General features: G+C 65.9%; 12 protein-coding genes. 7 read left to right on the top strand and 5 right to left on the bottom strand.

The annotated features are described in order from the left end of the window. Window positions 1-55 precede the first annotated feature (55 nt). A complete protein-coding gene (locus NNX35_RS08160) occupies window positions 56-799 on the bottom strand; it encodes an MIP/aquaporin family protein (protein WP_255766302.1) in 744 nt (247 codons plus the stop codon). Between the two features lie 197 nt (window positions 800-996). Here NNX35_RS08160 and NNX35_RS08155 point away from each other — a divergent pair, with 197 nt between their 5' ends. Genes NNX35_RS08155 through NNX35_RS08145 form a run of 3 tightly spaced genes read left to right on the top strand, consistent with a single transcriptional unit; the run spans window position 997 to window position 3,857 of the window. Further along, window positions 997-1,833 (top strand): aldo/keto reductase, encoded by an 837-nt coding sequence (locus NNX35_RS08155; protein ID WP_255867463.1) that lies wholly within the window; start codon window positions 997-999, stop codon window positions 1,831-1,833. Then, a complete protein-coding gene (locus NNX35_RS08150; protein ID WP_255867462.1) occupies window positions 1,834-2,763 on the top strand; it encodes an alpha/beta fold hydrolase in 930 nt (309 codons plus the stop codon). Between the two features lie 2 nt (window positions 2,764-2,765). Then, entirely contained in the window at window positions 2,766-3,857 is a 1,092-nt protein-coding gene (locus tag NNX35_RS08145) for a glycosyltransferase family 1 protein (RefSeq protein ID WP_255867805.1), read from the top strand. Between the two features lie 3 nt (window positions 3,858-3,860). Here NNX35_RS08145 and NNX35_RS08140 read toward each other — a convergent pair whose 3' ends face one another. Both NNX35_RS08140 and NNX35_RS08135 read right to left on the bottom strand, forming a co-directional pair. Continuing rightward, window positions 3,861-4,874 (bottom strand): NADP-dependent oxidoreductase, encoded by a 1,014-nt coding sequence (locus NNX35_RS08140; protein WP_255867461.1) that lies wholly within the window; start codon window positions 4,872-4,874, stop codon window positions 3,861-3,863. 36 nt (window positions 4,875-4,910) lie between these two features. After that, window positions 4,911-5,345 carry a MarR family winged helix-turn-helix transcriptional regulator gene (locus NNX35_RS08135; protein ID WP_227921403.1) on the bottom strand — a complete coding sequence of 145 codons (435 nt, stop codon included), beginning with the start codon at window positions 5,343-5,345 and terminating at the stop codon, window positions 4,911-4,913. A gap of 226 nt (window positions 5,346-5,571) precedes the next feature. Between NNX35_RS08135 and NNX35_RS08130 the strand changes: the two genes are divergently transcribed. The 4 genes from NNX35_RS08130 to NNX35_RS08115 all read left to right on the top strand — a co-directional run bounded on the left by NNX35_RS08130 (window position 5,572) and on the right by NNX35_RS08115 (window position 9,110). Then, window positions 5,572-7,206, top strand: coding sequence for an HNH endonuclease signature motif containing protein (locus NNX35_RS08130; RefSeq protein ID WP_255867460.1), 1,635 nt, complete (start codon window positions 5,572-5,574; stop codon window positions 7,204-7,206). Between the two features lie 140 nt (window positions 7,207-7,346). Then, window positions 7,347-8,084, top strand: a complete 738-nt coding sequence (locus tag NNX35_RS08125) for an MBL fold metallo-hydrolase (protein ID WP_255867459.1) — start codon at window positions 7,347-7,349, stop codon at window positions 8,082-8,084. Between the two features lie 151 nt (window positions 8,085-8,235). After that, the gene (locus tag NNX35_RS08120; protein WP_255867458.1) at window positions 8,236-8,730 is read left to right on the top strand and encodes an Hsp20/alpha crystallin family protein; all 495 of its coding nucleotides are present in this window, start codon (window positions 8,236-8,238) and stop codon (window positions 8,728-8,730) included. A 230-nt stretch (window positions 8,731-8,960) separates the two neighbouring features. Further along, window positions 8,961-9,110, top strand: a complete 150-nt coding sequence (locus NNX35_RS08115) for a hypothetical protein (RefSeq protein WP_255766309.1) — start codon at window positions 8,961-8,963, stop codon at window positions 9,108-9,110. Between the two features lie 75 nt (window positions 9,111-9,185). On the opposite strand, the gene NNX35_RS08110 is transcribed toward NNX35_RS08115, so the two are convergent. Together NNX35_RS08110 and metK are read right to left on the bottom strand one after the other, a co-directional pair. Next, a complete protein-coding gene (locus NNX35_RS08110; protein ID WP_255867457.1) occupies window positions 9,186-11,378 on the bottom strand; it encodes a primosomal protein N' in 2,193 nt (730 codons plus the stop codon). 6 nt (window positions 11,379-11,384) lie between these two features. Then, window positions 11,385-12,614 (bottom strand): methionine adenosyltransferase, encoded by a 1,230-nt coding sequence (gene metK, locus NNX35_RS08105; protein WP_255766311.1) that lies wholly within the window; start codon window positions 12,612-12,614, stop codon window positions 11,385-11,387. Window positions 12,615-12,654 lie beyond the last annotated feature (40 nt).

The raw sequence follows: 12,654 nt of genomic DNA, 5'->3' as shown, positions 1-12,654 counted from the left end.
CTCCTTGCGGTGGGGGTCTTTGGGGGTGGCCGGACCATACGGCCGGCCGGTCCGCTTATACCGGAAGCGGGAGGGGAATCTGGGCGCCCAGAAGGCCGCCCAGGGCGCCGCCGATCAGCGGGCCGACGACGGGCACCCAGGCGTAGCCCCAGTCGCTGCTGCCCTTGCCCGGGATGGGCAGCAGGGCGTGCACGATGCGCGGGCCAAGGTCACGGGCCGGGTTGATGGCGTAGCCGGTGGGGCCGCCGAGGGAGGCACCGATGCCGAGCACCACGAGGGCCACAGCCAGCGGGCCGAGTTCCGTGGGCGTTCCCGCGAAGGCAACGATCGTGAAGACGAGGACGAAGGTACCTACAACCTCAGTCACAACGTTCCATCCGTAGGACCGGATAGCCGGACCTGTGGAGAAGACACCCAGGATGTTGGCGGCGTCGGGCTCGTCGTCGAACTGCTTCTTGTAGGCGAGCCACGCCACGAAGGCACCAATGATGGCACCGGCCATCTGCCCTGCGAAGTAGACCATGGCCGCACCGAAGGAAACCTCGACGCCCGGCGCAAACTCCTCGTTGCCGGCTGCCCAGAGACCTACCGTGACGGCGGGGTTGATGTGCGCGCCGGAAATAGCGGCCGCGTACACGCCGGCAAACACACCGATGGCCCACCCCCAGTTGACCATCAGGAACCCGCCGCCGGCACCCTTCGTTTTCGCCAGCGCGACGTTGGCCACAACGCCGCAGCCCAGAATAATGAGGATGGCGGTGCCCGCCAGCTCACTGATGAAAACTTCTCCGAGAGTCACCATCGACTCCTCCGATCATTCGTATCTGTCCACGACCCAAGTGGGAGGGCGGACTGTTGGTTTCTATGCAATCAATCTTTTGCAAGAAGCGCCATTACCTTAGCCGACCTCTTTGGCGCCACGCCAATCTTCCCGCGGCAAAACAGGTAGTCAGCGCGCGATTCGGTACGGTGCCCGCACCTCGGTAAAGTCGTCATATGCAGCCTGCAGCTCGAATTTCGCTCAATAACGGCGTCCTGATGGATCAGGTCGGCTTCGGTACCTACAAGATCCCGGCCGACGACGCCGCCCGGCTCTGCCTGGAGGCACTCGGGGCGGGCTACCGGCACCTCGACACGGCCGCCCTCTACGGCAATGAAGCCGGGGTGGGCGAGGCCGTGAACACCTTCACCCGCGCGAACGGCGTCGACCGCAGCGACATCTTCGTCACCTCGAAGGTCTGGAACACAGACCAGGGCTACGACTCCACTCTGCGTGCCTTTGACGCGTCCCTCTCCCGGCTGGGCCTGGACTACTTGGATCTGTACCTCATCCACTGGCCGTGCCCGCAGCGGGGACAGTTCGTCGACACGTACCGGGCGTTGGAGGAGCTCTACGCCGCGGGCCGGGTCCGTGCCATCGGCGTCTCAAATTTCCAGCCCGGCCATCTGCAGCAGCTGCTGGACGCGACCGGAATTGTCCCGGCGGTAAACCAGATTGAACTGCACCCCTGGCTGGCGCAGGAGGAACTGCGGCAGCTGCACCAGCGGCTCGGAATCCGCACGGCCGCGTGGAGCCCGCTGGGCCGCGGTGCAGTCCTCGCGGACCCGGTAGTTGTGCGGATTGCGGCCGAGCTCGGCCGCACCCCCGCGCAGGTGATCCTCCGCTGGCACCTGGACCTCGGCAACATCGTTATTCCCAAGGCCAGCAGTCCGGAGCGGATTGCCGGAAACCTGGACCTGTACTCCTTCGAGCTGACCGGCGATCACCGGACGGCGTTGAACGGACTGGACCGGGGCCAGCGGTCCGGATCGCATCCCGACGAGGTGAACTGAATGTCCGGCACTGCAGCGCGGAGTGCGTCGACGCCGTCGGGCGCCCCTGCGCCTTTCCTGCGCAAGGCCGCCGTGCGGTCCTTTTCGGTGGACGGCACCGAGCAGGTCTGCCGGGACTTCGCGCCGGTCACGGAGGACGACGCCGGCCTGCCGCCGATCTTCATGGTCCACGGCTTCCGCGGCGACCACCATGGACTGCTGCGGATTGTCGAAGCGCTCCCCCGCCACCGCGTCCTGGTGCCCGACCTTCCCGGCTTCGGCGCCGGTGCCGCCCTTCCCTCTACGCACAATGTCCCCGCCTACACCGCATTTGTCCGCGAGGCACTGGCGGACCTGGGCTTGGGCCCGGACACGGTCCTGCTCGGCCATTCCTTCGGCTCCATTATTGCCGCGCACCTTGCGGCTCAGTCACCGGAACTGATCAGTGAGCTGGTGCTCGTGAACCCCATCTGCGAGCCTGCGCTGGAGGGTCCCAAGGGGATCACCAGCAAGGCGGCTGAACTTTACTACCGGCTGGCGGCCGCACTGCCGGAAAAACCCGGCATGGCGCTGCTCCGCAGCCCGCTGATTGTCCGGGGCATGAGCATGCTGATGGCAAAGACAAAGGATCCGGGCCTGCGCCGCTGGATCCATGCCCAGCACGATGCGTACTTCAGTGCCTTCGCCAACCGCCGGGTGGTCCTCGATGCCTTCCGGGCCTCCATTTCGGCCACGGTGCGCGACGTCGCCGGGCAGCTTTCCATGCCCGTGCTGCTTATCGCCGCGGAACAGGACGACCTCGGATCGGTGCGGGGGCAGCGCCTGCTTGCCGAGCTGATTCCCGACGCCGAACTGCAGATACTGCCCGGCGTGGGCCATCTGGTGCATTACGAAAAGCCGGCTGAGGCAGCCGATACGATCGAGGACTTCCTGTCCCGGAGGCATATATGAGGATGCGCCTGGCCGTAGACGCCCGGTTTACCCGCACCGACCACCATGACGGCATCAGCCGCTACGGCGCGAGCCTGATCGAGGCGGTGGCCAGGCAGGCCGACGTCGTGATGCTGATTTCGGACGAACGCCAGCTGGGACTGCTCCCGGACCTGCCGTGGGTGAAGATCAACAGCCCGCTTTCCCCCGCCGAGCTGTTTGTGGCTTTCCGGATCAACCGGCTCGGCGCAGATGCGGTTTTCTGCCCGATGCAGACCATGGGCAGCTGGGGCCGGAAGTATCCGCTGATCCTGACCCTGCATGACCTGATCTATTACTCGAACCCGACGCCGCCGTCGTTCCTTCCGGCGGCGGTGCGCTGGCTGTGGCGGCTGTACCACCTGGCCTACTGGCCGCAGCGGCTGCTGCTGGACCGGGCCGACGTCGTTGCCACCATCAGCGGGACGACGCGGGAGCTGATGTCCCGCCACCGGTTGACCAAACGGCCCGTCCGGATAGTGGCCAACGCACCCCAGGAGGGTGCCGTGCCGCGGGACCCGGACGCGGGAGCCGAGGCGTCGCTGCTGTATATGGGGTCCTTCATGCCGTACAAGAACGTGGAGACCATCATCCGCGGCATGGAATACCTGCCGGATTACACGCTGCACCTGCTGAGCCGGATTTCCGATGCACGGCGAAGCGAGCTTGAAGCGCTGATTCCCGCCGGTGCGCGCGTAACGTTCCACAACGGCGTGACCGATGAGGAGTATGACGGCCTGCTGCGCCGCACCACGGCCTTGGTGACCCTGTCACAAGCCGAGGGCTACGGGCTGCCGGTGATTGAGGCAATGGCCGTGGGCACCCCGGTGGTCGCCAGCGACATTCCGATTTTCCGCGAGGTCTCCGGCGGTGCGGCGCTGCTGGTGGATCCGGAGGATCCGTCGGCCTTCGCGGACGCCGTCCGGCAGCTGGGCGAACCGGGGCGCTGGCAGAAGGCGTCCGACGCCGGCGTGCAGCGGGCAGCCGACTACAGCTGGGCGGCCTCTGCCGACCAGCTCATGGAAGCGGCCGGGGAGGCTGTCCGCCTGTTCCCCGGCCGCCGCCGTCGTCGTTGATCCTTACTTGCCCAGGTTCACGATCATTTTGCCCTTATTGGCGCCCTTCATCAGGTCAATGAAGGCCTGCGGGGAGTTTTCGAGCCCGTCCACGAACGTCTCGTCGTAACGGACCAGGCCTTCCTGCAGCCAGCTGGTCATCAGGGAGGCAAACTCGTCGGCGTGCTGGTTGTAGCTGCCCACGAGGAAGCCCCGGAGGGTGATTTCCTTGCCGATGGCAATGGCCAGGTTCCGCGGGCCGACGGGTGCATCGTTGTACTGCGAGATGGCACCGCACATGGCGATCCGGCCGAACTTGTTCATTACCGAAAGGGCCGCTTCGAGGTGCTCGCCGCCCACGTTGTCGAAGTAGACGTCAATGCCGTCGGCACCGGCGGCCTTCTTCAGCGAATCCTTCACCGGACCGTCGTGGTAGTTGAACGCCTCGTCGAAGCCCAGGTCCAGCAGCCGCTGGACCTTTTCGGCGGAACCGGCACTGCCGATGACCTTCTTGGCACCCATGGCCTTGGCGATCTGCCCGACCAGCGAACCCACGGCGCCCGCGGCACCCGAAACGAAGACGACGTCGCCTTCCTTGAACTCCGCCACCTTGGTCAGGCCGGCATAGGCTGTCTGGCCGGTCATGCCCAGCACCCCGAGGTACGCGCTGGCCGGAGCAGCCTCCGTATCGATGATGCGGGCACGGCGCCCGTCAAGGACGGCGTAGTCGCGCCAGCCGAGGCCGTGCAGTACCTTGTCCCCCGGCTTGTGGTCCGGTGAGCGTGACTCCACGACTTCACCGACGGCGCCGCCCTCCAGCGGAGCGTCAAGCTGGAACGGCGGAACATAGGACTTGGCGTCATTCATCCGGCCGCGCATGTACGGGTCAACGGACATGTGCAGGTTGCGGACCAGGACCTGGCCCTCCTGCAGCTCGGGTACCGGCACCTCCGCCAGGCGGAAGTTCTGCTCCGTCGGCCACCCTTCGGGGCGGGAAGCAAGCTGGATTTCGCGGCCGGTTTCGGGGTAACTGCTCATGGAATGAACCTTACTGTCGGGGTTGATGGTCGGTATTTACTTCGCCACGGCCTGCCGCAGTGCGGCAGTGACCTTGGCGAGGGTGTCCTGCAGGCTTTCCAGGTCCTGCGGCGCCAGTCCGGCGGATGCTGCGAGCCGGTCCGGCAGGTTCCTCGCGTCATGTTCGAGCGCGCGGCCGGCATCCGTGAGGTGGATACGGACGCGCCTTTCGTCCTCGACGGCACGACGGCGCTGCACCAGGTCCGCTGCCTCCAGCCGCTTGAGCAGCGGTGAAAGCGTGCCGGAATCCAGGTCCAGTGCCTCCCCCAGGTCCCGGACGCTTTGGGCGTCCTTCTCCCAGAGCAGCGACATCACCAGGTACTGCGGGTAGGTCAGCCCCATCTCTTCAAGCATCGGACGATAGAGCGCCGTGGCCGCCCGGGAGGCGGAGTACAGCGAGAAGCACACCTGCCGCTGTAGGGATTCGTTCATGGACCCACCGTAGGGCACAATTCAATTGTGCACAACCTGTTTTGCCGGCACGGGCAACGATTACCCCCGGGCGCCTACTGGCACAGCGCGCCCCGAAGCGCCATCTGCCCCAGCAATCGGCGCGGTTCCCGCGCAGGCCAAACGCACAGTGTCCGATTAAAAACAGGTATTGGGACGCGTAGGTTTGCCCTTTTAGCCAGTCCGAACGAACGCTAGACTCGAACACATGTTCGAATACTCGCCGTCGGTTGATCATCATCGGAGGGGGCCTCTGGAGGTCCAATCCGCAGTGTTCGACGCCTGGGTGGAGTACTTGGCCGCAGATTCCGGGCCCACATCCGGCCACACGCCGGAGGGTTCAGTTTCGGAAATCGTCTCGGATGCGGAACTGATCGACCAACTCCGCGCGCTGGAGGAACTGAAGGGTGCAGCTGCCGCCGCGCAGGCACGGATCTCAGCGGCATTCGAGGCCTCGCAGCGGCGCAAGCAGGAACATGCCGGACTTCGGAAGGAAGATCTTGGGCGAGGGGTAGCTTCACAGATCGCTCTGGCCCGGCGGGAATCCGCCAACAAGGGCGGACGGCTGCTCGGTCTTGCAAAAGTCCTTACCTCGGAGATGCCGTACACGATGCGGGCCTTGTCCCTGGGGAAGATCAGCGAATGGCGGGCCACCCTCCTGGTGCGTGAGACAGCTTGCCTCTCCCTTCAGGACCGCAGGCTAGTGGATGAAGAAGTGGCAGGTGATACCGGTCTCCTGGAGTCCCTGGGTGACCGGCAGATCATCGCCCGCGCCAAGGCTGCCGCATACCGGTTGGACCCACGGGCGGCAGTGAACCGTGCCGCGAAAGCAACATCCGAACGGTTCGTTTCCTGCCGTCCGGCGCCGGACACCATGACATACCTGACCGGATTACTGCCCGTCGCGCAGGGAGTGGGCGTCTACGCAGCCCTTTCACGCGAGGCTGACCGGCTACGCGCCGCCGGCGACGCAAGGGGGCGGGGCCACATCATGGCCGACACCCTGGTGGAACGGGTCACCGGGCAGGGAGGTGCCGGCTCGTTGAAGGTGGAGATCCAGCTGGTAATGACCGACCGGACTTTGCTGGCAGGCGATTCCGAACCGGTGCTAGTGCCCGGGTATGGCCCGGTTCCGGCGCAATGGGCTCGGGATCTGGTTCGACGCCGGAGCAGCCTGGCCCGGAGCAGGCGGGGCCGGAGCAGGCGGGGCCGGAGCAACCGGGGCCGGGCCAAGGACCAGGCGGTGGGCGGGCCCGACAAGCACGAGGAACGCTGGATCCGGAGGCTCTACGCGGCTCCCGATACGGGAGAACTGGTGGCAATGGACTCCCGGGCACGGCTGTTTCCCAAATCGCTGGCACGATTCATCGCAGCCCGGGACACCACCTGCCGAATGCCCTGGTGCGGAGCACCAATCCGCCATCTGGACCATATTCGTCCTCACAACCGCGGCGGACCCACAAATGCTGCCAACGGGCAGGGGCTATGCGAGGCGTGCAACCATGCCAAGGAAGCGCCGGGGTGGACCGCAGAACCAGTCCGAATAAGCAGTCCGGAGCCCGCAGCAGATTCCGGCATCACCACCGGAACCAGAGACACGGCGGACACGGCAGGCACGGCACCCGCCGGACACACGGTGGACACGACGACGCCGACCGGCCACACGTATCGTTCCACCGCTCCGCCCCTGCCCGGGACGGCACCGCGCGGAACAATGCCGCAGCCGGCGCACCGGCCATGCCACCCGGAACATCCCCCGGAACATCCCCCGGCGCGTTCCCCAGAACGTTCCCTACACTCCCCCGTTGAAGCATGCATAGCGGATTTTGTTTGGGCAGCCTGAAGGCGGCCTCTGGAGGACTGCCACTGCGGGAAGCACATGGCTATAGTGGCGGCCAATCAGCTTATGGCAGCACAACAGCTGGTGCCGCCGAATCAGCACGCACGGATCGGCCAACTGCCTGCCCATGAGAAGGAGTACCAGTGAAGCTTGGACCGCACCTGCACCGCATCGGCAACGACATTGTGGCCGCTTATCTGGTGGACACGGAGGACGGGATTACCGTGATCGATACCGGACTCCCCGGGCACTGGAAGGATCTGCTCGCTGAACTGAAGTCCATGGGCCGAACTCTGGACGACATACGCGGGGTGGTCCTGACGCACGGGGACAGTGACCACATCGGCTTTGCCGAAAGACTGCGCCGGACCCGGAACGTGCCTGTCTTCGTCCACTCCGAGGATGCAGATCGTGCTCGCGGCGGCAAGAAGCCAAAGCCTGCGATGGGCCCCATGCGGCCGGGTCCCGTGGTCCGGTTCTTCGCCTACGCGGTGCGCAAGCGGGGTTGGCGAACCACGTACCTCACCGAGGTCTCCGAGGTGGCGGACGGTGACGTTCTCCCGCTGCCGGGTGAACCGCAGGTCATAGCCCTGCCTGGACACTCCCCGGGCAGCATTGCCGTGTATGTGCCGGCCGCGGATGCGGTCTTTGTCGGGGATGCACTCACCACCCGCGACGTGCTGACAGGGCGGACCGGCATTCGACCCGCACCGTTCACTGATGACCCTGCGTTAGCCCTGCATTCCCTGAACCGGCTGGCCGGCATCGAGGCCAACTGGGTGCTCCCCGGACACGGGGCTCCATGGCGCGGCACCCCGGGCGACGTCCAGGAGCTGGCACGCCTGGCAGCAGTGCGGACGGGTCGCGGAGGCAACCGCTAAGAGAACAAATTCAACACCGGAAAAAGTAGTTGGCACTCGCCCCTTGAGAGTGCTAATCTCATTTTCGCAAGTTGAGCGTCACTGACTCAACTTTGGAACTGAATCTCGGCACCGCTGAAAAAGCGATTATGTTGAAGGAGTTGGTACCACCATGGCTATGAAGTTTGATCCGTTCCAGGAACTGGACCGCATGGCTCAGGCACTGCGTGGCGAAGGAACCCTGCGCGGCATGCCCATGGACCTCTACCGGCAAGGCGACCAGTACATCCTCGCAGCAGATCTCCCCGGGATCGATCCCGGATCCATCGACATTGACGTCGACGGCCAACTGCTGACCATCCGGGCCCAGCGCACGCTGCAGAACACGGACGGGGTCAAGTGGCTCACCCGCGAACGGGAAAGCGGTTCCTTCCTGCGCCAGCTCAACCTCGGCCAGGGGATCGACACTGAACAGATTTCGGCCCAGTACGAGAACGGTGTCCTCAGTGTCATCATCCCGGTGGTTGAGCGGGCCAAGCCCCGCAAGATCGCCGTCCAAACCTCAACGGAAGCTTCCGCTATCAACGGCGAAACCGTCGAAGGAAACGGTGCAGACGAAGGAAACAGCGCAGTCGAAGGTACCAGCCGGGAAACCGTTGGGGCCTAATCCCTGACTCCATTTTCTGCAACGAAGGGCTCCGGAAATCCGGAGCCCTTCGTTGTACCCGCCACATGGGCACACCCAGTGGCAAACTTCACCCCGATTCCGGTCAATTCTGCTTTCCGCGGGGCGGGATACTGGGAAATGTACGCCTTGAAACGGATCGGCCCGGGCAAGTGGGTGGGCAGTCACAGCTGCAGCCGCCAGGCCCGGGGGCTGGGAAAGGGGACGCAGCAGTGAAGCTGCCCACTGTCAATCATCGGTACTGGATGATCCACGGAGTACCCCGTGGACTGTTGGGGCGGTTGTCCCGGTTGGGCGGTGCCGCCCAACTGGCTTTGCTTTCCCTGCTTGGCGCCTGCGCCGTGCTGTTCGAGCTGCTGTAAGCAAGAACCAGCTGCAGGAACACGAGCTGCTGTAAGCAAGGACTGCAGCTGGAACCAGTCGCAGGACGCCAGGCCCTAGAGAACGTCGGTTCCGTCCACTCGAATGTAGACGGGATCGCCCGTCCGGCGGGCAGAGGCAGCAGCCTTGGTTGAACGAAGCGCCGCCGTAATCGCGGGGGCCGCAGCGTAGGGGAAAAACAGGAGTGTCCGGTAGCGTCCGCCGGCGCCGCCCAACTGGCCGTCCGGGGACTTGCTCTCCCGTTGCTGGGCGTTCCCCGGCGGCGGGGCAACTGCGGGTGCAAGCGGCGCCGGCCCCACGGTCCGGACACCCTCAGGCAGCTCGAGCCGCGTAATGAACGCGTCAAGTCCCTCCCGCGACCCGGTCAGTTCGGCATACCGCACGGCCGGCGGCAAACCCAGTTCGCGCCGCAGCTCCAGTTCGCGTTCCGCCGCCGACGCCGGGTCCCAACGGAGCAGATGGCCAACCGTTGCCGAATCGTCAGCCGTGACAACCACGAGGCCTTTTTCCGTTGCCGGCCGGACCAGCGATGCCGCCGTAAACCAGCGGCGCAGGGTGTCCTCCCCCGCGCGCAGTGATTCGCGGGACAGCATCGCATTGCCGTCCAGCAGAATGGCTGCGGCGTAGCCACCCGGAGCTACGGGCTCGGCGCCGGGGGTGGCGACGACCAGTGCCGGAGTGTCCGGAATCTCGGTCCGGATGTGGTCGCCGGCGGAAGAAATCACGGTAGTGGAGGGGAACGCACGGCCCAGCTCCTCGGCGGTGCGCCCGGCACCGGCGGTGGAGCCCCGCAGCTGGGTTCCTCCGCAGTTGCCGCAATGCCACATGGGCTCCGGCCGCCCGCACCAGCGGCATGCCGGAATACCGTTCCTGCTGGCAAGGCCCAAGGGGCCGGAGCAGTTGCGGCACCGGGCGGGTTCCCGGCACTCCTGGCAGGACAACGCAGGCGAGAAACCGGTCCGGGCCACCTGGACCAGCACCGGTCCGCGCGTCAGTCCGTCCTGCGCCGCCTTCCACGCGGCGTGCGGTATCCGGGCACGGGCAGCCAAGGGGTCGCGTTCCATCGTGAAGGAATCGGTAGTGCTGACCACCCGCGGGGCATGCGCCCGGACGGTTGAACGGTCGGCCGCTATACCGGCTGCCCAGCCGCTGGCGACCAGCCGCTGCGCCTCAGTGCTCCGCGAATGCGACGCCAGGAGCAGGGCTGCGTCTTCCAGTTCGGCACGCAGCAGAAGGACGTCGCGGGCGTGCTGGTAGGGGGCCCGCTGTTCGGCGTGCAGATCATCGGCGTCGTCCCAGATCACGGCCAGCCCAAGATCCCGCACCGGCGCATAAGCGGCCGAACGGGTCCCGATGGCCACACGGACATCGCCGTGCAGCAACTGGAGGAAACTGCGGTAGCGCGGAGTGGGTCCGTCTTCGGCCGTCAACCGCACAAAGGAGTCTGCACCGATCCGGGCAGTAAGCGCCGACTGCACCCGCGAGAGGTCCTTATTGTCGGGAACGACGACGACGGCGCCCCGCCCGGAGAGCAGCGTGGAGCGCACAGCTTCGGCAATTTCGGCAGGCCAGTCCTTCGCGCCGTAACCGCCGAGCGAGGAGAGCACGGCGCGGGGGCGGTGGCCCGCGGCCAGATGGGTCAGGAACCGCGGTCCGTGCGGATAGCGTGCCAGCGGGTTGGCTCCGGCCCCTTCCGGTCCGGGTACGGTGTCTGCCGCTGCTGCTCCCGAATCAGTGCCGGCACCGGCACCGGAGCCGGCGTCAATCCCGGCGCCCGTCCCAGCGGATGCCGCCCGCGCTTCCGGAGTGAATTCCTTCTCCACCCTCGCCGCACGCGGCGGAATCGCCACCCGCAGCACGTCATGGACGGTTCCGGCGTAGCGTGCTGCAACGGCCTCGGCCAGGCGCAGGATCTGCGGCGAAAGCACTGGCTGCGGGGAGATTACCTTGCCCAACGGCATCAACCGGGCGGCGGTGTCCGCTTCGGCCGCCCGTTCAGTGATAAATCCAGGGAGTTCCTGGCCGCCGAACCGCACCTTGACCCGGGCGCCGGGCACAGCGTCGGCGTCGAGGTCTGCGGGGACCAGATAGTCAAAGGGCCGGTCCAGGTGCGGCAGCGGGGAATCCAGCAGGACACGGGCAATCGGCAGGGCGGAAGCCGGCTGGGACTTGCCTACCGGTTTTGCCGACGGCGTGAAGCCGTGCAGCAGGGAAAGCTGCACGGCCTCGGTAGTGTCGTCGGCGGCCATGGCCGGCTACACGTTGAAGTAGCTGCGGAGGTCCTCGACCTTGTCCTTGCGCTCCCAGGTGAAACCTTCGTCCTCACGGCCGAAGTGGCCGTGGGCGGCAGTCCGCTGGTAGATGGGACGCTTGAGGTCCAGGCCGTTGATGATGCCCAGCGGACGCAGGTCGAAGACTTCCTGCACGGCGTCGGCAATCCGGGCCGGGTCCACCGTCTCGGTACCGAAGGTTTCCACGTAGATGCCTACGGGGCGGGCCATCCCGATGGCGTAGGCAATCTGGATTTCCGCACGCCGGGCCAGGCCGGCGGCGACCACGTTCTTGGCAACCCAGCGCATGGCGTAGGCCGCGGAACGGTCCACCTTGCTCGGGTCCTTGCCGCTGAACGCACCGCCGCCGTGGCGGGCAAATCCACCGTAGGTGTCAACGATGATCTTGCGGCCGGTGAGGCCGGCATCGCCGACGGGACCGCCAATGACGAAGGGTCCGCCGGGGTTGATGATGTGCTTGACATCGGAAATGTCCAGGTCGGTGCCGGCCAGGACGGGGTTCACCACGTACTCGACCATGTCGGCACGCAGCTGTTCCAGGTCCAGCTCCGCGGCGTGCTGGGTGGAGACAACCACGGAGTCCACGGAAACCGGCCGGTCGCCGTCGTACCCCACGGTGACCTGGGTCTTGCCGTCCGGACGAAGGTACGGGAGGGTGCCGTCCTTGCGGACGGTGGTGAGGCGTTCGGAGAGGCGGTGGGCCAGCCAGATGGGCGTGGGCATCAGCACCGAGGTCTCGTCACTGGCGTAGCCGAACATGATGCCCTGGTCCCCCGCGCCCTGGGCGTCATAGGGGTCAACAACCTTGCCGGTCCGGTTCTCCAGGGAGTTGAACACACCTGAAGCGATTTCCGGGGACTGCTGGCCGATGGATACGGACACGCCGCAGCGGGCGCCGTCGAAGCCGTTGGCCGAGGAATCGTAGCCGATGTCCAGGATGGTGTCGCGGACCAGCTGCGGGATCTCAACGTAACCCTCGGTGGTCACTTCTCCTGCGACGTGCACCAGGCCTGTGGTCACCAGGGTTTCAACGGCTACCCGGGACTCGGGATCGACCTTGAGCAGGCCGTCGAGGATTGCGTCACTGATCTGGTCACAGATTTTGTCCGGGTGGCCCTCAGTGACGGATTCCGAGGTGAAAAGGCGCAGGTTGGACTGCGGCTTGGAGGGGGATGATGTATCGGAAAAAGTCACGGGATTTACTCTACCGGGCCGCACCGACCATCGAAGCACG

Origin of the sequence: Arthrobacter sp. zg-Y844, assembly GCF_024385465.1 — a bacterium.
GTDB lineage: Bacteria > Actinomycetota > Actinomycetes > Actinomycetales > Micrococcaceae > Arthrobacter_B.
This window is presented reverse-complemented; position numbering and strand designations above follow the sequence as displayed.